Origin of the sequence: Prevotella sp. Rep29, assembly GCF_019551475.1 — a bacterium.
Classification (GTDB): Bacteria; Bacteroidota; Bacteroidia; order Bacteroidales; family Bacteroidaceae; genus Prevotella.
The window spans coordinates 527,912-551,352 of record NZ_CP047159.1; the positions used below are offsets into that span (position 1 = coordinate 527,912).

The window sequence follows — 23,441 nt, forward strand, 5'->3', positions numbered from 1 at the left end:
AATGTGAGAGAAAAGTTTTTCTTTCCACGCCAAGCGCGTTACACATTATATATAATATAAGGGAGAAGGTGCGGCGCTCGGAATGAAATGTAACACAATCGTAACTGGAGAGAGAAGACGGGAATGCAGGTATTTGCGTAACTTTGTGCCACTAAAAGATATATGATATATGAACACTAATCCAGATTATCTATTTATTACCATTAAATTACTCGGTGCTCTCGGACTTTTGATTTACGGAATGAAGGTGATGAGTGAGGCGTTGCAGAAGATGGCAGGCTCACAGTTGCGCCACATCCTCGGGAAGATGACAACCAACCGCTTCACAGGTATGCTCACGGGTGTGCTGGTGACCAGTGCCGTGCAGTCATCGTCAGCCACGACGGTCATGACCGTGTCGTTTGTCAATGCCGGACTGCTGACTCTCGCACAGGCTGTCAGCGTGATTATGGGTGCGAATATCGGAACGACGCTGACGGCATGGATCATGTCGCTGGGCTATCAGGTGGATCTCACGAGTGTGGTCTTTCCTGCATTCTTCTTTGGCATGGTCTTGATATATCGTCGCCGGCATCGCTATGCAGGCGACTTTCTTTTTGGTATCGCCTTCATGTTCCTCTCGCTCGTGATGCTGAGCAGTGCGGGAAAGGAAATGGACTTGGAGCACAATCAGTCGGTAGTGGCATTCTTCTCCTCGTTCCCGACCGACAGTTATCTGACGATAATCTCCTTCCTTCTCATCGGAACAGTAATTACGGGCATTGTCCAGTCGTCGGCAGCCGTCATGGCTCTGACGATTCTGCTCTGCTCCACGGGTGTGCTCCCGATTCACCTGGGTATCGCACTGGTCATGGGAGAGAATATCGGAACGACGATGACTGCCAACCTTGCTGCACTCGGAGCGAGCACGCAGGCGCGGCGGGCTGCCTTTGCCCATCTGGTGTTCAACGTGTTTGGCGTTGTGTGGGTGCTGTTGGTGTTCTTCCCCTTTGTCGATATGGTGTGCTGGATGACCGGTTACGATGCAGAAACAGCAAACGACTCGAGCCGTCTCCCCGTCGTGCTGGCAATGTTCCATACATGTTTTAACCTTGCCAATACGCTGCTTCTCATAGGACTGATTCCGCAGATTGTGCGCTTGTGTGAACGTGTCATCAAGTCGAAAGCACCTCAGGAAGAAGAAGTCGTGCGCCTGAAATATATCCATGCCGGACTTATCGAGACGCCCGAAATAGCCCTTCTGCAAGCGCAGAAAGAGACGGCACATTTCGCGCTTCGCATCCATCGCATGTTCGGAATGGTCAGACAGTTGCTCGAAGAGCGTGACGAGAAGTCGTTCGACACCATCTTTGAGCGTATAGAGAAGTATGAGAACATCTCCGACAGGATGGAATTGGAGATTGCCTCCTATCTGGAGAGCGTCGGCAAGGCGCATCTGAGCGACGAGACGAAGATGAAAGTGAGGTCGATGATGCGTCAGGTCAGCGAGATAGAGAGTATCGGCGATGCTTGCTACAACATCGCGCGACATCTGAATCGCCGTCATTCGACAGGAGAACATTTCACGGATGCGCAGACGGAGAACCTGAAAGCAATGATGGGACTGGCAGATGACAGCCTCTGTCAGCTGGAAAGGGTGCTCAACGAGCGGAAAGAAGAACTTGACATCAGTCGTACGATGGAGATTGAGAAATCGCTGAATGACCTTCGCAACCACCTGCGAGAGCAAAACGTGGAAGATGTCAACGCCCATCGGTACACCTATTCAGTGGGAAGCGTTTACTGCGACGTGGTCAATGAATGCGAACGTTTGGGCGACTACGTGGTCAACACGGTGGAAGCGCGACTGGGGAAAGAAGAGAAATAGGAGATACCCTTGCAGTCCGAAAAAGTTAAAAAAGTAAAACGACAGTTCATTTTCTGGGTTATTCAGATTGTTTTCAGATTGCATGCAGATATTTGCGCCAGATATCAGATATTTGTGTGAATTAACTTGATTATGAACTAAAATTTTGAAATGTATGAAAAAGATACTGTTATTTTGGGCATTATTCGTCGGCGTGTTGACCTTCACCATGTCTGCATGTGGTGACGATGACGTGGATTTGGTACCCAGTCAAGTTCCTGAGGTGGTAAAGGAAAGCTTTGAGGCGATGTATCCCGGTGCAATGGCAAGGTGGGAGCTTGAGCGCGGATTGTACAAGGCAGAGTTCTACAACAGCGACCGTAAGGAAGTTAATGTCTATTTCGAGAAAAACGGAACATGGGCGAAGACACATACGGATTTCAACCCGATGGACCTGCCTCAGGTGGTGAAAGACTATGCTGCCACTAATTACTCAGACCGTTACATCGAGGACGTTGATTGGGTGGAGACTCCGCAAATCAACTATTACCTGCTCGAACTTGACCGTGAGAATAAGAATGACATCTATCTGAAGATTACGGCGGACGGCACTGTGATAAAATGACGAATGATGGTTAATCATCTGAACTGAATGGAATCCCGCGGTGAAGTGTCTTGAAAGACCTTTGTCGTGGGATTCTTGGATATCTGACAATCACCCCTGCGTGAATTTCTGTATTTAAGGAAAAATAAAATTTCTTTGTCTCAAGCGGTTTGTAATTGCCGAATTTTATCTATATTTGCCAAGAAACGAAAAAACGAGATGGGAATGAAGACAATATTAGTGGTCGATGACGAACAAGACCTGCGCGAGATTCTGCGCTTCAACCTTGCATCTTCCGGCTATCGGATAGAAACGGCAGGCTCAGCCGAAGAGGCGATGGGCAAACTGACAGGCATTGACCTGATACTCCTGGATGTCATGATGGACGGCATGTCGGGATTCGAGATGACGGAACGGCTGAAGAAAAATCCGCAGACTGCCGCCATTCCCGTTATCTTCCTTACAGCCAAGGACACGGAAAGAGATTTGCTTCATGGGTTCCAACTGGGTGCCGACGACTACATCTCGAAACCATTCTCGCTCAAAGAGGTGAAAGCACGAGTGAAGGCTGTGCTCAACCGCGCGGCACCGCCGACACCGACAATGGACAAGAATCTCTCATACGAGGGATTGGTCGTGGACGAAAAGACAAAAGCCGTGACGACAGACGGGAAGACCATTCTCCTCACCCCGACCGAACTACAACTGCTCACACTGTTTTTGACGGAGCGGGGAACGGTGTTTTCGCGAGAGGAATTGCTGCGACGCGTGTGGCGAAACGACGTAATCGTAACAGACAGGACGGTTGATGTCAACATCACACGACTGAGAAAGAAGGTCGGAAGGTATGCTGCGAACATTGCAACAAGGCAGGGATTTGGATATTACTTCGAAGAGAAACCGTCAGAAAAACGAGAGCACAAATGAAAAAACTCAGTGAAGGAAAGAAAATGTTTCTTAGCGTGATGGCGATTTTCATCGTTTACAGCATCACGTTTCTCGTTTTTGACGACTATGACCGGCGCAAGATCGAACCGATGTACGAACAGGTCGATTGGAACCTGTTGCTCTTCTCGCTGCTCATACTCTTCTTGCTGGCGATATTGCTGTATCGGTATGCCCGGCGCATGGATGCCCGCATCAAAGACGAACAGAACGAGATGCAGAGCCAGATGCGCAGAAGAATGACGGAAAACATCGCACACGAACTCAAAACACCAGTGTCGGGAATACTCGGATACATGGAAACCATCTTGGAGAACCCTGACGTGACGGAGGAAATGAAACACCAGTTCATTGTCCGTTCATACGGTCAGGCAAAACGACTGAAAGCATTGCTGCAAGACATTTCCATGCTCACTCGCATGACCGACGCATCGGAGATGTTCGAAATAGAGGATGTCAACGTGTCGCGGATTGTCGCAGACTTGTCGCAAGACATGGAGCAAGGACTCAGCGCACGAAACATGACTTTCATCAACAACCTTCCGGCAGGCATTGTCATCAATGGCAACAGGCAGCTGCTGGAAAGCATCTTCTGGAACCTGTTCGACAATGCAATGAAATATGCAGGCGAAAATACCACCATAAGACTGGGCGCAACGGAGCGGAACGACAAGTGGCACTTCACGTTCTCAGACAACGGAACGGGAATCAGTGAAGAACATTTTGAGCGAATCTTCGAGCGTTTCTACCGAGTGGATAAAGGGCGCAGCCGACAAATGGGAGGCACAGGACTGGGGCTCAGCATCGTCAAGAATGCCGTACAGTTTCACGGCGGCACCATTTCAGCACATCATAACGCCGACGATAAAGGTCTGTGTTTGGAGTTTACGATAAAGAAATGACCCAAAAACGCGCTTACATAAACACGCAAAAGCGGGCATATGACTATGCCGTTGGACTTTCACTTTCCCAAAGTACCTCTCTCCATTTCAAAAGTTATATTTTCAAAAACCAAATTCAGTGAATTTACTCACCAATTTCAGTGAATTTGGTGACCAATTTCAGTGAATTTGGTGACCAATTTCAGTGAAATTGCAAAATAGGCGTTGAACTTTCATCGGAGAGAAATAAAGGTTCAGTAGAGATTAAGTGGGGATAATGGCAAACAAGTAGGTGTCGATTGATGTATCGACCCGCAGGAGGGGCAATGGTCGGGCGGATATACCGATCCGCCCCTACGATGTATAGAGCGCATGGCAAATGTTTCAATGCGAGCGGATTACAAATCCGTCCGAACGAGCGCTTGCATCAGTTTTGTCTCGTGTAATTCTTGTATAGAGTAAAATTATCCTGCCAATCGTTTTCTATTTCATTTTTTTTCATTACTTTTGCAGCCGATTTAAAGAGAATCAGAGTGCTTGGTAACCTCTTAAAAAACAAGAAAAATGGTAGAAAAACGACAAACAGTGAGTGTGCTGTTTATGCTTTTGAGCATACTCTTTTGCGTTTGCCTGATAGCGGCAAACCTCTTTGCTACAAAGCAAATCGCCCTTGGTCCGATTTCAGTAACCGGTGGCTTGCTGATATTCCCTGTGTCATACATCGTCAACGACTGTGTGTGTGAAGTGTGGGGCTATCGGAAAGCGCGCCTCTTGATATGGACGGGGTTTGCTATGAATTTCTTCTTTGTGCTGATGGGCGGTCTTTGCGACATCATACCGGCAGCACCTTATTATGAGAACACGGAAGGCTTTCATGGGGTTTTCGGATTGGCACCCCGCATAGCAGCCGCTTCGTTCTGTGCGTTTCTTGTCGGTTCGTTCCTCAATGCTTATGTCATGAGCCGCATGAAAATCAACTCGCAAGGAAAACACTTCTCTGTTCGCGCCATTGCCAGCACTGTTATCGGAGAGAGTGCCGACTCGCTGATATTCTTTCCATTGGCGCTCGGAGGCGTGATACCATTTGAGGCACTTCCCCCACTGATGCTTTGGCAGGTGGTTTTGAAGACAGCTTACGAGATTATCGTGCTGCCCATCACCATCCGTGTGGTCGATTTTCTGAAGAAACACGAGCAGACTGATGTCTATGATGAGAATATCAGCTATTCCGTGTGGAAGATTTTCCATATTTCATAGTGTGTCACAATCAAGAAAGATATTAAGAAAAACAATATAGGAACATGAAAAGAGAAGACGAAGGATTGCAGAGCTTGGGACAGGAGACCAACTACGTATTTAACTATAACCCCGGTTTGTTGGAAGCATTTCAAAACCGCCACACCGAGAACGACTATTGGGTGCGTTTCAACTGTCCGGAGTTCACGTCGCTCTGTCCGATAACCGGTCAGCCCGACTTCGCTGAAATACGCATCAACTATGTGCCCGACCAACTGATGGTGGAGAGCAAGAGCCTGAAGCTATACCTGTTCAGCTTCCGCAATCATGGCGATTTCCATGAGGACTGCGTGAATACCATCATGAAAGACCTCATCAAACTCATGCAGCCGAAATATATTGAGGTAATCGGGCTGTTCACTCCACGCGGCGGCATCAGCATCCATCCCTTTGCAAACTACGGAAAGCCCGGCACGAAATACGAGCAACTCGCCGAAGAACGTTTCCGTAAATATTGAGAGAGAAACGTTTAATCCTACCAATATCAAAGTCGGAAGGAACTGTTGTCCTGAGCTGTTTCTACGTTGGTTGGTGGAAAATATTCAACAGTTTTTCAACGAAAATTGTTGAATTTTAAAAAAAATAAGTAAAGAAAATTTGCAAATATGAAAAAAGATGATTATATTTGCAAACGAATCTTTTATTATGGGTATATTAAATTCGGGATACAAACTAACTTGGACTTTAGAAAAGCATCTTTTCTTGATATTCAAGGGGAACATTGACAGACCTCCGGTTTGCTGATTTTAGCAGGATGTCAATGGATATTATCCATGTGTCTCTATTAGCATATTTCATTTATATCTTTATTAACCATTAATTTTTTATTTCATAGTTATGAAGAAAAAGACATTCTTATGGATATCTTTTCTCCTATTGACGTATAGCATGGCTATAGCTCAGGATATATCGCGAGTGACGGGTGTTGTTACGTCTTCTGAAGATGGGCTGCCTATCATCGGAGCCTCTGTCAGGGTAAAAGGAACGGATTGGATTGCTGTTACTGACATTGACGGCAAGTTTGAAATTAGCGGAATCACGGGAACCCATAAGACGCTGGTTGTCTCGTATGTGGGTATGCAAACGAAAGAAGTGGCTCTGCGAGCAGTGGTTGATGTGGTGCTTGACCCCTGACTTCATCACTTTTTTGCGCCATCATATAGCGCACAATGATAATCAGCGAGTTACGTAAAATTATTGGGTGGTTTGGGTGGCGCAAGCGAAAAACGTGTACCTTTGCACCATGTATGTACGCAAGAAACACAATCGTTCCGGCTCTACAAGTGTGGTAGTGGTCAGTAAAGCGAGTGGAAAGTATAAAGAAATAAAATCGTTTGGCTCCTCTACATCCGAAGAGGAAATACATTCATTATGCGATAAGGCTGCTGCATGGATACGTTCATTTGGCGGTCAGCAAGAACTTGACTTTGATGACCGCAAGGGAAAGGAAGTCGAGGAGACAGAGCGTTTCCTTAGCAATATTGACAACGTGTTGATAAACGGTACTCGGCTTCTGCTTGATCAAGTCTATGACAGCATCGGCTTCAACCGGATTCCCGATGAGATTCTGCGTCATTTGGTAATCGCAAGGGTGTCGCAGCCCAGAAGCAAACTTGCCACAGTAGATTACCTGAAGTCATATTATGATGAAGATGTTGACCTCAACCACATCTATCGCTACATGGACAAGCTCTACAATACCCAGATGGAGCTTGCGCAGCAGATTAGCGTAGAGCACACCCGGAAACTGTTCGGAGGCAAGATTGGATTGATGTTCTACGACGTGACGACGCTCTACTTTGAGACAGCACAGACGGACGTATTGCGTGAACCGGGGTTTTCAAAGGATGGAAAGACGGCAGAGTCACAGGTTATACTCGGTCTGCTTGTATCAGAAGGAGGCTACCCGCTTTCATACTCTCTGTTCAACGGCAGCCAGTATGAGGGCTTCACCATGATACCAATGATAGATGACTTCAAGCAGCGTTTCAATCTGGGGAAAGATTTTGTTGTGGTGGCAGACTCAGGCTTGATGAACAAGAACAATGTCACTTTGCTGCAGGAGGCTGGCTACAACTACATACTTGGAGCCCGCATCAAGAGCGAGAGCGCAAGCGTGAAGCAATGGATTCTCTCTTTAGAGAAGGTTGATAAAGCCTGTTACGACTACAAACGTGAGAATGGGGAAAGACTTATCGTCAGTTATTCCGACAAGCGTGCAAAGAAGGATGCCTACAACCGTGACCGCGGAATTGTCCGATTGAGAAAAGCCTATAAGACCGGACGCATCACGAAGAGTCAGGTGAACAAGCGTGGCTACAACAAGTTTCTTGAAATCAGCAAGGACATAGAAGTCGTCATCAGCGAAGAGAAGATTGCAGAGGACTGCCAGTGGGACGGACTCAAGGGCTACATCACCAATACAGACCTTGACGCCGAGCGTGTCATTGCCGAGTATCATGGACTCTGGGTGGTGGAACGTGCATTCCGTATTTCAAAAGGAACTCTGGAAATGCGTCCGATGTTTCATTTTACAGAACGTAGGATAGAGGCACATGTCTGCATTTGCTTCATCGCCTATAAGGTATATAAGGAACTGGAGCGACTCATTGCCATTAACAAGATTGGGATGAGTGTCGATAAGGTGCTTGAGGCAGCCAAAACTATCACGACAATCAGGGTAAGGATGCCTAAAAACGGGACTTACTTCACTAAGACACTCTTCTTGACGGAGAAGCACCTCGCAGTGAAACCACTTTTCGACATATCTGGCAACAAATCTTAATTTGGGTGGCGCATTGACGAAGTCAGGAAGTGGCTCTGCGAGCAGTGGTTGATGTGGTGCTTGACCCTTCGGCTAACTCACTTGAAGAGGTCATCGTCGTGGCCTTCGGAAAGCAGAAACGCGAATCGTTTACAGGTTCTGCGGGTGTTTTGAAAGCGGATAAGATAGCTGAGCGCCAGGTGACGGGTGTGCTGAATGCGCTAAATGGTCAGGTGGCGGGTGTTCAGATTGCGGAGAGCAACAGTCCCGGTGGCGATCCCGCTATTCGTATTCGCGGTATCAGTTCTATCAATGCAGGCTCGTCACCGCTTATTATTGTGGATGGCTTACCTTACAATGGTTATTACAACGACATCAATCCTGCGGATGTTGAGAGTGTGAGCGTTTTGAAGGATGCGGCATCAAATTCGTTGTATGGTGCTCGTGGTGCCAACGGTGTTATTCTGATTACGACGAAGAGCGCTAAACGTGGAAAGGCAGTTATCTCTATGGATGCCCGATGGGGTGTCAACCACGATGCGCGGGTGGACTATGACCGCATTTCGAATCCCGGTCAGTATTATGAAATGCAGTATATGGCTCTCTATAATTATTTTGTCAACAGGATGGGGCAGTCTGGTGGCGATGCTTTCCGCAATGCGAATCAGACATTGTCAAGAGATGAGACGTACGGTGGATTGGGCTATATTATATATAAGGTTCCTGAAGGGCAGATGCTCATCGGCGAAAATGGTCGTCTGAATCCGAATGCCACGTTGGGCAATGTCTATAGCTATCGGGGGCAAGAGTTCATGCTCTATCCGGATGACTGGAGGAAGGAGGGTATCCGTGACGGTTTCCGACAGGAATACACGGCGAGCCTGAATGGCGGAACTGACCAATTCCAGTTTTATGCAAGCATGGGTTATCTTTCAAATGAGGGTCTTACTTACGGTTCGGAATATTCACGTTATACGGGTAGGATGAAAGCTGATTATCAAGCGAGACCTTGGTTGAAAGTAGGAACTAATGTGACTTATACGCATCATGAAAGTCATACGGGGTCGTCGGCATTTGAGGCGGCGCATAGCATTGCTCCTATATTTCCCCTTTATATCCGTGACGGCAATGGAAACATCATGACGGACGAGCATGGAAAAATGTATGACTGGGGTAATGGTTTTGTCAATGGAATCGTACGTCCCACGCAGAAAAACAGTAACAGCCTTCAGGCGGATGTGCTTAATAAGAATGTGAACAGCAGTAATGGTTTCGGAATTTCCGGTTATGCGGATATTACTTTTTTGAAGGATTTCAAGGCGACGTTCAATATCAATATCTATAACACGGAGAATCGTTCGCAGTCGGCAGTGAATCCTTACTATGGCTATTATATTTCAATGGGAGGCTATGTAAGTACGAGCCACTATCGCACTTATGCGCTCAACACGCAGCAGTTGTTGAACTGGACCCACAGTTACGGCAAGCATACTATTTCGCTGTTGTTGGGACATGAGTACACCCGCAATAACTCGACCACGCTGAGTGGTAGCAGGACAAACATATTGGCATACGACACGAATATTGAACTTGATGGTGCAATTACGGACGACGGCATTACGGGTCATAAGTCGGTATATAACGTTGAGGGCTATTTCGTGCGTGGTCTGTATGATTATGACAATAAATATTTTGGCTCCTTCTCATTCCGTCGCGATGGTACATCACGTTTCCATCCCTCACATCGCTGGGGAAATTTCTGGTCGTTCGGCGGTGCATGGATTATGACCAAAGAAAACTGGTTTAAGAGTTCATTCGTGGATATGCTCAAGTTCAAGGCGAGTTTCGGTCAGCAAGGTAACGACAACCTCTCGAGCAATTATTATTATACGAACTACTATCGGTTTGACACCGTGGATGGGGAAGGAGCAGCAACTTTCTCGTCGAAAGGTAGTCGTAAGATTTCATGGGAGACAAACACCAACTTTAATACAGGTTTTGAGTTTGAACTGTTCAAGAAGCGTCTTTCGGGAAGCATAGAATATTACAGGCGCAAGACCACCGATATGTTGCTTTATTTTACAGCTCCTCCGTCAATAGGATATGCCGGTTATTACGATAATATCGGTGACTTGGTAAATAGCGGAGTTGAGCTCGATTTGAATGCGGAGATTATTCGTGCAAGAAACATTAATTGGTCTGTCAATTTTAATATCTCACACAATAAGAATGAGATTACTTTCCTGCCTGAAGAAAAGCGAAATGCCACCTTGGACGGGCATCAGGGCTATACGAGTGGTTATCGCTTCTATGGCGAGGGCTTACCCATCAACACATGGTATATGCCCCAATATACAGGTGTGAATGAAAAAGGAGAATCAACATGGCGCCGTGTGAACTCGTCAACGGGTGAAGAGACACGGACTAACGACATCAACTCGGCAACATGGATGCTGTGCGGTGATCCTAACCCTGATTTCTATGGCGGTTTTGGAACAACAGTAACAGCCTATGGCTTTGACCTTACTGCAAACTTCCTCTATTCGATTGGTGGAAAGGTGCTGGACTCTGGTTATCAGAATCTGATGATGAATCCTTACACCAGCGCGACAGGCTTTTCTTTCCACAAAGACTTGTTGAAGGCTTGGACAGCGGAAAATCCAAATACGGATGTTCCCCGTTGGCAGTTCGGTGATGAAGATGTTTCAGCCACAAGCGACCGGTTCTTGGTTAATGGCAGTGTGTTTACTTTCAAAAACATCAGTGTCGGATACACATTTCCTGCGAAATGGCTGAAGGCAGCACAACTCTCAAGTGTCCGTGTGTATGTGAGCTGCGACAATGTGGGCTACTGGTCAAAGCGAAAAGGACTTGACCCGCGCAGTTCACTCAGCGGCTCACCAAGTGTAAGCAGCTATTCACCTATGCGTACCATCTCAGGTGGTATCTCACTCAAATTCTAACCTCAAAAGCATTTGAATATGAAAAAGATAATAAAACTCACATTAGCAGTTTGCCTGTCTTCACCCTTGCTTACAAGCTGCCTTGAGCAGGTTTATCCATCGCAAGGTTTTACGCAGGAACAGCTCAACGAGTCAGAATCAAGACTTGCCCTGTTAAGTGCTGCCGTCAAGCGCGCCATGTTCTATGGATATTCCAGCGGACTGGATTATAATTGCGGCTACCCTGGTCTCATGATTGTCAGTGATGCCATGTGTGCTGAGATACCTATACAATCAACAAGTTACGACTATTTCAGCTGGTGGTCGCAAGGCACCTATTTAGGTAAGTCGTATGGTGTGTCTTCTGAGCCTTGGCGCTTTTATGCCAACCTTATTCAGAAAACCAATCTCACGCTGGCGGTTGCCAATCCTTCGGCAGAGTCGTCGTTAGATGATTTGCACCGCATTGGCAATGCTCTTTGCTACCGGGCTTTGGCTTATATGGACATGACACGTCTTTATGAGTTCAAGGCGACAGGTTATCCTGAACTTGACGATGCGGCAGTCTTTAATGTTACGGTGCCTATCGTTGATGAATATACGACTGAGCTCGAAGCTCGCAACAATCCGCGCGTGCCATTTTATACAATGTATAGGTTTATTATGACCGACCTTAATAAGGCAGAGTTCTATCTGCAGGGCTACATGCCTTCGCGTAAGAATGATGCCGGTATTGGCGTGGTTTATGGTTTGAAAGCCCGTATGTGGCTGGAAATCGCTTCACGCTTTGAGCAGAAACCTGAAGACCTGACCGAACAGATTGCCCATGAAGATGATGCTGATTTGAAAAAATACGATAAACTGAATGTGCAATCAGTGCAGGATTGTTATGAGCAGGCTCGCAAATATTCAGAATGGGCAATGGCGCTGGCTTATACACCACTGACCGAGAACCAGTGGTTTGACATCAAAACGGGATTTAACGAAGCAAACGATGCCTGGATGTGGGCAGTGCAGTATGGAACTGAAGATGTGACCGAAAGTTGGAAAAGCTATACAGGATTCCTTGCTCCCGAAGCCATGTTCGGTGTAGCTAACAGCAACTATTTTGCCAATAGGATGATTGATGTTAAGATCTATAGTAAAATTCCCCAAGACGACTGGCGCTATTACACATGGATTGCCACAGAAGATGCTGGTTCAACAGCAGGCTATAGCAAGTATAAGACTCTTTACAGCAGTGATGTCTGGGTAAATTTCAAAGCACTGACAGGTTTTAAGTTTCGCCCGGGATCAGGCAATGGTGATGACTATAAAGTCGGATGCGCTGTAGATATCCCACTGATGCGTGTTGAAGAGATGTATCTCATCAATGCGGAAGCTACTGCTCGGACTAAAGGACTTGCTAACGGAAAAATGGTATTAGTCAACTTCTTGAATCAATATCGTTATAAAAATGGGTCCTATACAAGTTCGTCAAGTACGTTAGAAGATTTTATTACAGAGGTACTTGACCAGAAACGCATTGAATTCTGGGGCGAAGGTGTCGTTATATGGGATTATAAGCGCACTTGCCGATCGGTTGAGCGCGACTATATCGGCTCTAACCATCCGGAGGCATATCGTTTCCATTCCAAGGAAGGATACGTCGCTCCATGGATGAATCTGGTCATTGCACAGACTGAAGAACGATATAATACCGCTATTGTAAACAACCCCGACCCTTCGGGCTATCATGAGTAAAACCGTTAACACTGAAAAAATGAATAATATGTATAAGAATATTTTATCTTACCTGTCAGGCTTTTGTGCCGTTATTGGCATATGCCTAGTGATGACAGCCTGTTCATCATCGTCAGATGACGGATGGGAGCCGGGACCAGCCGTAAAGGAGGGATGCCAGCAAGTGCATTTTGCCGGCAATAATCCGTCAATAGCTCTCGCTTCAGGCGGCGGGCTCGACCTTGTCGTGAAACGTGAAATTGCCACCGGAGCATTAACCGTTCCCGTGAAAGTGATATCTGCCAGCGAAGGATTGACGATTCCTGGAAGTGTCAGCTTTATCGACGGGGAGACAGAAGCCATATTGAAAATCGGTGTACCATCCACAGCAACTACGGGCGACAGCTTCAATTTTGAAATACGCTTGGAAGGTGACGAAGTGGATCCTTACGCAAACTTAGACGGAACGAGCTACTTCAAAGGACTTATCAGTTTTGCACGTCAGCGCAGAGCCCAGGTTTACGTGAGCGGCTATACCACGAACAAACTCGGGTGGTGGGGAGAAGACGTGTACGAGCTGGAGCAAGGCAATTATGTCATCCAGAACTTCTGCCGCTCAGGTCTGGGATTGCGAATATCCATTGACTCCGAAAACTATGTGACAGTATCCGCCTATGGCTTCGAGCCATACATCTACTATGCCGATTACGGACATTTCCTCTATCTCACCTACATGACAAACGACAGTTATCTTTCTTTCAATCCATGGGGCGATGACTATCCCATCAACATTACTTCGATGAATATCTTCAACGGATCAGGAACCTACAGGGGCTACGGACGCTACTATCCATCGACCGATCGTATTCTCATCACACTGGGCGCATTCCAGACAACAGCTGAGAGCACAGAAGGCTCCTACGTCTCAATGTACTTGAAATTCCGTCCCGAAGGACTGTCGGAAGAAGAACAGCAAGAATGGGAGAGAACCAACATCTCAAAACCCTCTGTCACACCATAGCGAAATGACTGAAGAATCACAATCAAAACTATAGAGACATCATGAAAAATAATGTTTTAAGACAAATATGGAAACTCCTGTTGTTACTCATAGTCGTTGCCGCTTGTAACGAAAAAGACGACGGCTTGGATACTGGAGTTATTGAAGGCATTGACCTCCGGGCAGAATACGACGGAAAGATAGTCGAAATACAAAAAGCCACCAAGGGAGAAGGCATCAACATCGTAATGCTTGGCGACGGATATACCGTACAAAGCATAATTGACGGTTCCTATGATGAGGCTATGCGAAAAGCAGCCAGCTATCTGTTCCTGTCACAGCCCATGAAAGCATTGCAAGAATACTTCAATGTGTATTATATCACAGCCGTGTCAATGAACTCCGCACTTGACGGACAAAGTGCCATGGGATGCATGGTCTATGACAACGGAGTGAACGGAACACCGTCAGGCTCCATCATGACACAAAAGGCAAAACAATATGTCATGAAACTGCCAGATTATGATCCAATGAACACCCTGGCAAGCATTGTCATCAATTCACACGAATATGGGGGAGTAACCTACTACCCATGGCATGCAGGAGAAACCTCCGACTACAATCAGTTGATATCCTATGCCTACACAGCACTCCATGCCGACGGCATCGACGGGCAGAAATTCAAAAACGTCATCCAGCACGAAACCGTAGGACACGCCTTTGCCAAACTAGCCGACGAATATGCATATAACGATGATGCACACGCATCAGTGTCTGCTTCCTACCGCCGTTTGGTCAGCAGCTTCTACTGGCCTAAATATTGGTATTACAACATAGCAGGATACGCTACGCGAAATGCTGACCTGCCATGGGAAGCATTCATCGATGACCCCGATTACGCCACCGAAGACCTCGGGTTCTACGAAGGAGCCCATTACTACCGCGCAGGATACTACCGGGCAACATCCAATTCCATCATGCGCGACACAGAAGGCGACGTGACATTCAATGCTCCATCGCGCTATGCCATCTATCTGCGTACGATGCTCATCGGCGAAGGACGAATCCCTACAGTCGAAGAATTCAAAACCTTCGACAAAGCCCATCGCGACTAAAAAACTATACTAACCATTAATACTAACCATTAAAAACAATCAACTTATGAAAAAGTTTTATGTACTATTAACCCTGCTCGTCGCCTTGTTTACACAAAGCGCCATGGCAACACAAGTGGGATACAAGTTCCCATCAGACGGAACATTCAGCAATCCAACCGACAGTTGGTACAAAACATGGACCAGCAACGACGGCGTCCTCAAAATCGAAGGCAGCTCCGAATACTCATTCTATCCAATAGGTACATCCAGAGTATGCCTCTATGAAGCCACATACACCATGACAGTCACCGAAGGAAACAACATCGTTTCCTATGCCATCAACAACCCGCGGGGAGGGAAAAGCGGCGACACATCATCCGAAGTTGTTTTTTACGATGCAAGCAATGCAGCCACACAAATCACAACAGGAACATGGTCAAGCTTCAACATCGAAAAAACAATCAACAACACAACAACCACATTCCGAATCAGTGCAACAGGCGACGACCCATATATGGCTGTATCTTATGACTATTTCGTCACAACCGTCGACGTAAACAATACAGGCGGAGGAGGCAGCGGAGAAACCACCACAACCACAGTCAACTTTGCAACAGGAGGCACCTTCTCCACCCCCACCACCATGCCCGACAACTCCGTCTATTACAAAACATGGACCAGCAGTGACGGCAACATAACCATTATCGGAACATCTGGAACTAGCTTCTACGATAATACCAACAAATGGTACATTCTCGAAGAAGGAACCTACACCATCACTGCCGCAGAAGGAAAAATCAAAAGCTACACCATCAGCCAACCCTACGGATACGACGGTGAAGGACTTATTACAGCAGAAGACGGAAGCACACTAACCGTGCCCAGCGGTGCCTACGCCTCCACACTCACCGTCAACAATGTCAATGCCACATCAACCACCTTTACCGTCAGCGGAACTGCAGGAACAGTCTGGATCTACGACGGATATATGACCGTCACCTACGAGACTGAAAGCAGTGGAGGTGGTTCCGGCGGAGGCGATACCTACGTCACCTACACACTCGCAGACGGAACCTTCTCCGATCCATACGATGACAGCACATACGCCAAATACCTCAAAACATGGATATCAAACGATAGCGTAGTGTCACTCACAGGAACCAGCCGCTACAACTTCTGGTTCAACGGAGGAGCAGGCACAGCCGTGGCAGCAAGCAATGCCGTCTATTTCTATGCCAACAACCGTACCTTTACCGTAAACGTCAAAGATGGATACAGCCTCGTGTACGTACGCTTGGCATACCCATACAGCCACAACGCATCGGCAACACTCGTAGCCGATGGAGGCATCAGCTGGACATGGCCGCAAGAAGCCTACCCCACACCAGAATACATGGACCTCACAACAACACAGTTCACACTGCAAGGAACAACAAGCGCGCAGATACAATTCAGAGCAGACTACGTGACATTCTATCTGAAAAAAGAATCCACAACAGCCATCAGGGACATTCCCGTCAAACCAGCCGTAAAAGACAATATCATCTACGACCTGCAGGGACGGCGAGTACAGACACCACAAAAAGGCATCTATATCGTCAACGGCAAAAAAGTAGTCTTCAAATAAGCAACCGGTAAAACAATTTCCAATACTGCAACGAACGATTTCCTAAAATTGTTCGTTGCAGTATTTTTTATCCCATTCCATCCCACACTCCCTTATCCGTTTTCCCCAAACAAATCAATATCTGAAAGCAAAATCGGCAAATAAGCTTACAAATATCCGCCAAAAAAAGGAAGTTTTGATGTTTTTGTGAAAAAAAACAGGAGAATGATGTGATAATTGTTTTTTTTTCTATACTTTTGCACCATAAAAATAAACTTATAGAAAAACAAATAAATGAAAAAGAAAATTCAGTTCAGTCTCGTTTATCGAGACATGTGGCAGTCTTCCGGCAAGTTTCAGCCGCTGAAAGACCAGTTGGAGCGTATCGCTCCGGTAATCATTGATATGGGAGTGTTCGACCGCGTGGAGACAAACGGTGGTGCATTCGAGCAGGTAAATCTTCTTGCCGGTGAGAACCCTAATGACGCAGTGCGCGCATTCTGTAAGCCGTTCAACGAAGTGGGCATCAAAACCCACATGCTTGACCGCGGCTTGAACGCATTGCGTATGTATCCCGTTCCCGACGATGTGCGTGAGTTGCAGTACAAGGTGAAGCACGCACAGGGCGTGGACATCCCTCGTATCTTCTGCGGCTTGAACGATGTCCGCAATATCATTCCTTCCGTGAAATGGGCAAAGGCTGCCGGCATGACCCCGCAGGCAACACTCTGTATCACCACTTCGCCAATTCACACGGTAGAGTATTACAGCAACATCGCTGAACAGTGCATCGAGGCAGGTGCTGAGGAAATCTGTCTGAAGGACATGGCAGGTATCGGACAGCCCGCATTGCTCGGAAAACTGACCAAAGCCATCAAGGACAAGCATCCCGATATCATCATCCAGTATCACGGTCACTCTGGTCCCGGTCTGTCAATGGCATCCATCCTGGAAGTCTGCAACAACGGTGCCGACGTAATCGATACCGCTATCGAACCGCTGTCTTGGGGTAAAGTTCACCCAGACATCATCTCCGTGCAGAGCATGTTGAAGAACGAAGGTTTCGAAGTGAAGGAAATCAATATGAACGCCTACATGAAGGCGCGCTCACTGACCCAGGAGTTCATCGACGACTGGCTCGGCTACTTCATCAACCCAGGCAACAAGCACATGAGCTCGCTCCTGCTCGGCTCGGGACTTCCCGGCGGCATGATGGGCTCGATGATGGCAGACCTTGCAGGTATCCACAAGGTGATCAACAATACGCTGAAAGCAAAAGGCGAGCCCGAACTCTCTACCGACGACATGCTCGTGAAGCTGTTCAATGAGGTTGAATACGTATGGCCGCGCGTAGGTTATCCACCACTCGTGACACCGTTCAGCCAGTATGTGAAGAACATCGCCCTCATGAACCTGCTCACCATGGCACAAGGCAAGGGACGCTTCGTCATGATGGACGACTCGATGTGGGGAATGATTCTCGGCAAGAGCGGACGCATACCGGGCGAAATCGACCAGGAACTCAAAGACCTTGCAGCTAAGCAGGGACGCGAATTTACCGATGCAGACCCGCGTACACTCATTCCGAACGCACTCGACGACTTCCGCAAGGAAATGGACGAGAACGGATGGGATTACGGAAAGGACGACGAGGAACTCTACGAACTCGCTATGCACCCCGAGCAGTATCGCAACTACAAGAGCGGACAGGCGAAGAAAAACTTCCTCGAAGACCTGCAGAAAGCAAAGGACGCAAAACTGGGCAACACGCTGACGCCGGAGCAAATCTCCGAATTCAAGCACGCCAAGGCAGACGCTATCGTATCGCCCGTCAAGGGACAAATCTACTGGGAATTCAATGGCGACGGCGAACAGGAGCCAACCGTAGAGCCGTTCATCGGTAAGGAATATAAGGAGGGCGAACCTTTCTGCTATATCCAGACACCGTGGAGCGAGATTATGCCCGTTCCCGCAGCGCTCGGAGGCAAACTCGTGGAAATTAAGGCTAAGCGCGGCGCACACGTTCAGAAAGGCGAAGTAATTGCTTACATCGAACGTCCGCACGAAGAAGCATGAACGTAGATTATATTCATATAATTGAGAAACTTTACGGCAAGGAGGATAGCGCACTCAAGCGCATCCTCCTTGTTCATTCACGCGCTGTCGCACAAAAGGCTCTCCGAATAGTTGATGCCCACCCAGAAATGGCGCTCGACCGTCAGTTCGTAGAGGAGGCAGCCATGCTCCATGATATCGGCATCATCCGTTGCGACGCGCCCGGAATCGAATGTTTCGGCACCGAGCCCTATATCCGTCACGGAATACTTGGCGCAGCCATGTTGCGCAGCGAGGGACTGGAACGCCACGCACGGGTCTGTGAGCGCCACACGGGAGCAGGACTGTCGCGTCAGGACATCGTTTCGCAAAACCTGCCATTGCCACAACAGGACTATCTGCCCGAAACCCTCGAAGAACAACTCATCTGCTATGCCGACAAGTTCTTCTCCAAGACACGTCTCGAGCAGGAGAAGACCATCGGTCAGGCAGAGCGCAGCCTCGCCAAGTTCGGAGAGGAAGGGCTCCGGCGCTTCCGCCACTGGAAACAACTCTTTGCTTAACTACAAGAAACAACTTATTTTTGCAATATGAACGAATGGATTACAGCAGCAAATGACGTGATATGGAGCTATGCGCTGATATGGGCGCTTGTCGGGTGCGGACTATGGTTTACCTGGCGCACGCGCTTCGTGCAATTCCGTATGGTGGGCGAGATGTTCCGACTGCTCACCGAGTCGGTTGTCAGCACGACAAAAGGAGTGAAGCACATTTCCTCCTTTCAGGCATTTGCCGTCAGCGTGGCAACTCGTGTAGGTACAGGCAATCTCGCAGGTGTCGCTACTGCCATCGCAGTCGGAGGCCCTGGAGCGATATTTTGGATGTGGGTTATCGCACTCATTGGTGCAGCCAGTGCCTTCGTGGAATCAACACTGGCACAGCTCTTTAAGCAGAAGCACAAAGATTCGTTCATCGGCGGACCAGCCTATTACATCCAGCGCGGGCTGCGTCTGCGTTGGATGGCAATATTGTTTGCCGTACTCATTGCGATTCAATTTGGGTTTGCCAGTATTTCCATTCAGGCAAACACCATCTGTGGCGCCATGGAAGAGGCATTTGGATGGTCGCCTCTGTGGGTGGGAATAGCCTTGACGCTTATGACGCTGCTGATTATTTTTGGCGGTATTCAGCGAATAGCCTTTGTCAGCTCCATCTTAGTGCCAATCATGGCAGTCGGCTATGTGTTACTTGCGTTGGTGATTATCATCATCAATATCGACCAGGTTCCGAATGTGCTGAAACTCATCGTCTTGAATGCCTTCGGGTTCGAACAGGTGGCGGGCGGCAGCATAGGGGCTGTAATCATGATAGGCATAAGGCGCGGACTCTTTTCCAACGAGGCAGGAGAAGGCAGCGTGCCTAACGTTGCGGCTACGGCAACGACGACCCATCCTGTGAAACAGGGACTCATTCAGGCACTCGGCGTCTTTACCGATACGCTGTTAGTGTGCTCATGCACGGCGTTCATTATCCTTATCAGCGGCATCTATCAGACGACCGAGTTGAACGGCATTGCGCTGACGCAGTCGTCGCTTCAGGCTGAAGTGGGTAGCTTCGGACCATTCTTTGTGGCAATAGCCATCTTTTTCTTTGCTTATTCCAGCATCATCGGCAACTACTATTATGGTGAGGTAAATATCCGCTTCATTACGTCCAGTCCTAAGGTCATGACACTTTTCCGACTTTTCTCCGGTGGCGTGACGGTGATGTTCGGCGCCCTCGCCAGCTTTGACTTGGCATGGAACATTGTCGATTTCTTTCTGGCACTTCTGACGGCATGCAACCTCCTTGCCATCGTCCTCTTAGGCAAATATGTGTATCGTCTGTTGGAAGACTATCGCCAGCAGAAGCGGAAGGGCATCAAAGAGCCCGTATTCCATCGCAGTCAGATACCTGAATTGGAAGATAAACTCGATTGTTGGGAATAACCTTGCGCCGGCGCAAGACGGACGGGATTTGCCGTCCTTTTTCTGGTTTATAATACCTTTATGATAGGTTAAAACAGAGTCCCCTGTTCTCTTATTCTTCAAAATTCTAACTATTTCTTCTATGAGTTCTTCTTTTCTGTATATTTGTTCAATTTGAGTTTAAACATTTTATGACAAGTAGGTTAAAACTGCCCGTGCAAATTTTCACACTTACTCGGGTAGGAGAGGGAGAGACTATGGCTCCCAGCAATTTCCATTCTTTTTGATACGTAATACATAATTTTTCTCCTTTTTTTAATGTTTATATAATATTTTTCATATCTTTGTAGTTAAAGATGATGGTCGCACTGGAAGCGGGGCTTCTCTTTAAACAGAGCGGTATATCGGAGGTTCGAATCCTACCCATCTTTCTAAGGAGTGTTAAGCACTCCTTATTTTATTTTACGATATTGTTTATACCGCCTTTTATGATAAGTAGGTTAAAACTAAATAGCGAATCCGAAGATTTTGCAGAATCTTGTAAATTATTTTGTGTTCAAAGAAAATTTTTGTCAGAAGTATTTCCTAATAGATATGCTTATCTTAGAAAACTAATTAAAAATTAAGCATAAGTTCTGAAAATTGGCACATCAAATTCATTGTATTCTATAATCTCATAATGAATAGCTTCTTCTTTAGTGCAAGGGTTATGATTCTTATCTTTAAAAAACACTACAGCATACAAACCACCATTTGGGGTAGGTTTATTTATTTTCTCAAAAAAATCTTTTTTCATATTTTACTTCCTTTCTTTTAAAAGTACGTCATATTCTTTTCCATTGATAGTTAGAGTCCCATTTTTAAAGGAACTATTTTCTAACTCATCTAAGAAGAAGTCACCTACATTACAACCAATAACTTCTGCTATACGCTGCAAAGTCTTAACTGTCGGATTTGGCGTTCCGTCCAATGTCTGATAGAGGCTCATATCTGTAACCCCCATTTTTTTTGCTATTTGGGCAATAGTAAACCCCTTTTCCCTTATAATCTTTTTTACGTCCATATATACAAAGATATGAATAATAACTAAGATTTATGAAGTCCTTAATTATTATTAACTAAAATAATTAAATAAGCACACAGTCCTTAATAAAGTTTATACCGCCTTTTATGATAAGTAGGTTAAAACCTATATTACGTAATTTGCTGTTGCAGAGATAATTATTTTCTTTTTGAAAGTAAAAAAAGCGATGCTTTTAGGTTTTGTTTTTTCTTGATTTCGCCGGAAAATAGTGAAGTAAGCTTCAGCGATTGAATCGGCGAAAGCGTCATCTTTTCGTGGTGGGATGATTGTGATTAGCGTTTGTTTTGCTTACCGTCAGGCGTTCCCTCCCCATTTCGGGGAGGGTTAGGGTGGGGCTCCTTTATGCTTGCATAAACATACAGAAAAGGGCGTATAAATATGCAGTTGAACTTTCACTTTCCAAAAGTTGAAGTTTTGCGTCTTGAAAGTTCAACTTTCACCGCCTAAAAGTTCAACTTTTGCAAGCTAAAAGTTGAACTTTTGGAAACGCATATTTAACGCACTGAAACACAGGTGTTTGCAAAACGTCCATCCGAACCGCATCCCCTGCATAAATATACAAAACCGCTTTCTTGTTCGCCTCGTCGGAAATGGGCAAATAAAATCCGTAAATTTGTTGGCAAATACAAGAAAGATTCATACCTTTGCACCTATACATGAACAGGTAAAAAGTAAAACAAATTTCACAGAAAGGATAAACATGGAGAAAATTAAAGGTCTCATCGACGCCCCCTTTACCCCGATGCTTGCCGATGGCAGCATCAATCTTACCGTCATTCCCGAATATGCTGCCATGTTGCAGCGCAATGGTTTGAAAGGCGTATTCATCAATGGCTCCAGTGGCGAAGGCTACATGCTTACAGAGGAAGAGCGTATACAGATAGCCGAAGCATGGATGGATGCCACTAAAGATTTCACCGACTTCAAGGTCATCGTCCACGTGGGCAGCACCTGTGTCCGTTCTTCCCGGCGACTGGCTGAGCATGCTCAGGCGATAGGAGCCTTCGGTATCGGTGCGATGGCGCCTCCCTTCCCCAAGGTGGGACGCATCGAGGAACTGGTGAAATACTGCGAGGAGATTGCCTGTGGCGCTCCCAGCCTGCCTTTTTATTTCTACCACATCCCAGCCTTCAACGGCGCTTTCCTTTCCATGTACGACTTCCTTCAGGCGGTAGATGGTCGCATCCCCAATTTTGCAGGTATCAAATACACCTTCGAGAGCCTCTACGAGTACAATCGTTGCCGTCGCTATAAGGACGGCAAGTTCGACATGCTCCACGGTCAGGACGAAACCATTCTGCCCTGTCTGGCTATGGGCGGCGCACAAGGCGGCATCGGTGGCACAACGAACTACAACGGACGCTGCCTCACCGGCATTCTCAAAGCATGGGAGGAGGGCAACCTGGAGAAAGCCCGCGCCCTTCAGAACTACGCCCAGGACGTCATCGACGTCATCTGCCACTTCCGAGGCAACATCGTGGGGGGCAAGCGTATCATGAAGCTGATAGGACTCGACCTTGGTCCCAATCGCACCCCATTCCAGAATATCACCCCTGAAGAAGAGGCTCAGCTCCGCAAGGAACTCGAGGCTATCGACTTCTTCAACCATTGCAATAAGTAGCGGAAGGTGTA

General features: G+C 46.9%; 19 protein-coding genes and 1 pseudogene. 17 read left to right on the forward strand and 3 right to left on the reverse strand.

The features are described 5' to 3' along the window. The first annotated feature begins 169 nt into the window (after positions 1-169). The 16 genes from GRF55_RS02225 (at position 170) to GRF55_RS02300 (ending at position 20,746) form a co-directional block, all read left to right on the forward strand. Positions 170-1,867: a Na/Pi cotransporter family protein gene (locus tag GRF55_RS02225; RefSeq protein WP_220368938.1), complete on the forward strand. Its 1,698-nt coding sequence runs from the start codon at positions 170-172 to the stop codon at positions 1,865-1,867. Between the two features lie 154 nt (positions 1,868-2,021). Then, positions 2,022-2,471, forward strand: a complete 450-nt coding sequence (locus GRF55_RS02230) for a PepSY-like domain-containing protein (protein WP_220368939.1) — start codon at positions 2,022-2,024, stop codon at positions 2,469-2,471. Positions 2,472-2,675: 204 nt separating this feature from the next. After that, a complete protein-coding gene (locus GRF55_RS02235; RefSeq protein ID WP_220368940.1) occupies positions 2,676-3,377 on the forward strand; it encodes a response regulator in 702 nt (233 codons plus the stop codon). Further along, entirely contained in the window at positions 3,374-4,297 is a 924-nt protein-coding gene (locus GRF55_RS02240) for a cell wall metabolism sensor histidine kinase WalK (RefSeq protein WP_220368941.1), read from the forward strand. The genes GRF55_RS02235 and GRF55_RS02240 overlap by 4 nt, the downstream gene beginning before the upstream one ends. Positions 4,298-4,840: 543 nt before the next feature. Next, the gene (locus tag GRF55_RS02245; RefSeq protein ID WP_220368942.1) at positions 4,841-5,533 is read left to right on the forward strand and encodes a queuosine precursor transporter; all 693 of its coding nucleotides are present in this window, start codon (positions 4,841-4,843) and stop codon (positions 5,531-5,533) included. A gap of 44 nt (positions 5,534-5,577) precedes the next feature. Further along, on the forward strand, positions 5,578-6,030 hold the full coding sequence (gene queF, locus GRF55_RS02250; protein ID WP_220368943.1) for a preQ(1) synthase: 453 nt from the start codon (positions 5,578-5,580) through the stop codon (positions 6,028-6,030). 379 nt (positions 6,031-6,409) lie between these two features. Then, positions 6,410-6,706, forward strand: a complete 297-nt coding sequence (locus GRF55_RS02255) for a carboxypeptidase-like regulatory domain-containing protein (RefSeq protein WP_220368944.1) — start codon at positions 6,410-6,412, stop codon at positions 6,704-6,706. A gap of 109 nt (positions 6,707-6,815) precedes the next feature. Beyond that, entirely contained in the window at positions 6,816-8,357 is a 1,542-nt protein-coding gene (locus tag GRF55_RS02260; protein WP_172774742.1) for an IS1634 family transposase, read from the forward strand. 29 nt (positions 8,358-8,386) lie between these two features. Further along, on the forward strand, positions 8,387-11,299 hold the full coding sequence (locus GRF55_RS02265) for a SusC/RagA family TonB-linked outer membrane protein (RefSeq protein ID WP_220368945.1): 2,913 nt from the start codon (positions 8,387-8,389) through the stop codon (positions 11,297-11,299). A gap of 18 nt (positions 11,300-11,317) precedes the next feature. Next, complete coding sequence (locus GRF55_RS02270; protein WP_220368946.1) at positions 11,318-13,021, forward strand: RagB/SusD family nutrient uptake outer membrane protein; 1,704 nt, start codon at positions 11,318-11,320, stop codon at positions 13,019-13,021. Positions 13,022-13,049: 28 nt separating this feature from the next. Beyond that, a complete protein-coding gene (locus GRF55_RS02275; RefSeq protein ID WP_220368947.1) occupies positions 13,050-14,021 on the forward strand; it encodes a hypothetical protein in 972 nt (323 codons plus the stop codon). Between the two features lie 41 nt (positions 14,022-14,062). After that, positions 14,063-15,115, forward strand: a complete 1,053-nt coding sequence (locus tag GRF55_RS02280; protein WP_220368948.1) for a M64 family metallopeptidase — start codon at positions 14,063-14,065, stop codon at positions 15,113-15,115. A gap of 46 nt (positions 15,116-15,161) precedes the next feature. Continuing rightward, a complete protein-coding gene (locus GRF55_RS02285; protein WP_220369719.1) occupies positions 15,162-16,724 on the forward strand; it encodes a hypothetical protein in 1,563 nt (520 codons plus the stop codon). A 273-nt stretch (positions 16,725-16,997) separates the two neighbouring features. Further along, the gene (locus GRF55_RS02290) at positions 16,998-18,779 is read left to right on the forward strand and encodes an oxaloacetate decarboxylase (protein ID WP_220368949.1); all 1,782 of its coding nucleotides are present in this window, start codon (positions 16,998-17,000) and stop codon (positions 18,777-18,779) included. Then, complete coding sequence (locus tag GRF55_RS02295; protein WP_220368950.1) at positions 18,776-19,321, forward strand: HD domain-containing protein; 546 nt, start codon at positions 18,776-18,778, stop codon at positions 19,319-19,321. The genes GRF55_RS02290 and GRF55_RS02295 overlap by 4 nt, the downstream gene beginning before the upstream one ends. A 27-nt stretch (positions 19,322-19,348) precedes the next feature. Further along, positions 19,349-20,746: a sodium:alanine symporter family protein gene (locus GRF55_RS02300; RefSeq protein ID WP_220368951.1), complete on the forward strand. Its 1,398-nt coding sequence runs from the start codon at positions 19,349-19,351 to the stop codon at positions 20,744-20,746. Positions 20,747-20,937: 191 nt separating this feature from the next. Here GRF55_RS02300 and GRF55_RS02305 read toward each other — a convergent pair. From GRF55_RS02305 to GRF55_RS02315, 3 genes and pseudogenes are all read right to left on the reverse strand, one after another. Further along, positions 20,938-21,024 (reverse strand): annotated as a pseudogene (locus GRF55_RS02305) (6-carboxytetrahydropterin synthase QueD); the annotation flags it as partial. Positions 21,025-21,347: 323 nt separating this feature from the next. Next, complete coding sequence (locus tag GRF55_RS02310; protein ID WP_220368952.1) at positions 21,348-21,521, reverse strand: hypothetical protein; 174 nt, start codon at positions 21,519-21,521, stop codon at positions 21,348-21,350. Between the two features lie 3 nt (positions 21,522-21,524). Continuing rightward, positions 21,525-21,788: a helix-turn-helix domain-containing protein gene (locus GRF55_RS02315; RefSeq protein ID WP_220368953.1), complete on the reverse strand. Its 264-nt coding sequence runs from the start codon at positions 21,786-21,788 to the stop codon at positions 21,525-21,527. Between the two features lie 721 nt (positions 21,789-22,509). Here GRF55_RS02315 and GRF55_RS02320 point away from each other — a divergent pair. After that, positions 22,510-23,430, forward strand: a complete 921-nt coding sequence (locus GRF55_RS02320) for a dihydrodipicolinate synthase family protein (protein ID WP_220368954.1) — start codon at positions 22,510-22,512, stop codon at positions 23,428-23,430. Positions 23,431-23,441 lie beyond the last annotated feature (11 nt).

What these genes read in the sequence shown, in the direction of transcription:
- GRF55_RS02225 (WP_220368938.1), top strand. Translation starts at nt 170, where the DNA reads ATGAACACTAATCCAGATTATCTATTTATTACCATTAAATTACTCGGT.
- GRF55_RS02230 (WP_220368939.1), top strand. Translation starts at nt 2,022, where the DNA reads ATGAAAAAGATACTGTTATTTTGGGCATTATTCGTCGGCGTGTTGACC.
- GRF55_RS02235 (WP_220368940.1), top strand. Translation starts at nt 2,676, where the DNA reads ATGAAGACAATATTAGTGGTCGATGACGAACAAGACCTGCGCGAGATT.
- GRF55_RS02240 (WP_220368941.1), top strand. Translation starts at nt 3,374, where the DNA reads ATGAAAAAACTCAGTGAAGGAAAGAAAATGTTTCTTAGCGTGATGGCG.
- GRF55_RS02245 (WP_220368942.1), top strand. Translation starts at nt 4,841, where the DNA reads ATGGTAGAAAAACGACAAACAGTGAGTGTGCTGTTTATGCTTTTGAGC.
- queF (WP_220368943.1), top strand. Translation starts at nt 5,578, where the DNA reads ATGAAAAGAGAAGACGAAGGATTGCAGAGCTTGGGACAGGAGACCAAC.
- GRF55_RS02255 (WP_220368944.1), top strand. Translation starts at nt 6,410, where the DNA reads ATGAAGAAAAAGACATTCTTATGGATATCTTTTCTCCTATTGACGTAT.
- GRF55_RS02260 (WP_172774742.1), top strand. Translation starts at nt 6,816, where the DNA reads ATGTATGTACGCAAGAAACACAATCGTTCCGGCTCTACAAGTGTGGTA.
- GRF55_RS02270 (WP_220368946.1), top strand. Translation starts at nt 11,318, where the DNA reads ATGAAAAAGATAATAAAACTCACATTAGCAGTTTGCCTGTCTTCACCC.
- GRF55_RS02275 (WP_220368947.1), top strand. Translation starts at nt 13,050, where the DNA reads ATGTATAAGAATATTTTATCTTACCTGTCAGGCTTTTGTGCCGTTATT.
- GRF55_RS02280 (WP_220368948.1), top strand. Translation starts at nt 14,063, where the DNA reads ATGAAAAATAATGTTTTAAGACAAATATGGAAACTCCTGTTGTTACTC.
- GRF55_RS02285 (WP_220369719.1), top strand. Translation starts at nt 15,162, where the DNA reads ATGAAAAAGTTTTATGTACTATTAACCCTGCTCGTCGCCTTGTTTACA.
- GRF55_RS02290 (WP_220368949.1), top strand. Translation starts at nt 16,998, where the DNA reads ATGAAAAAGAAAATTCAGTTCAGTCTCGTTTATCGAGACATGTGGCAG.
- GRF55_RS02295 (WP_220368950.1), top strand. Translation starts at nt 18,776, where the DNA reads ATGAACGTAGATTATATTCATATAATTGAGAAACTTTACGGCAAGGAG.
- GRF55_RS02300 (WP_220368951.1), top strand. Translation starts at nt 19,349, where the DNA reads ATGAACGAATGGATTACAGCAGCAAATGACGTGATATGGAGCTATGCG.
- GRF55_RS02310 (WP_220368952.1), bottom strand. Translation starts at nt 21,521, where the DNA reads ATGAAAAAAGATTTTTTTGAGAAAATAAATAAACCTACCCCAAATGGT.
- GRF55_RS02315 (WP_220368953.1), bottom strand. Translation starts at nt 21,788, where the DNA reads ATGGACGTAAAAAAGATTATAAGGGAAAAGGGGTTTACTATTGCCCAA.
- GRF55_RS02320 (WP_220368954.1), top strand. Translation starts at nt 22,510, where the DNA reads ATGGAGAAAATTAAAGGTCTCATCGACGCCCCCTTTACCCCGATGCTT.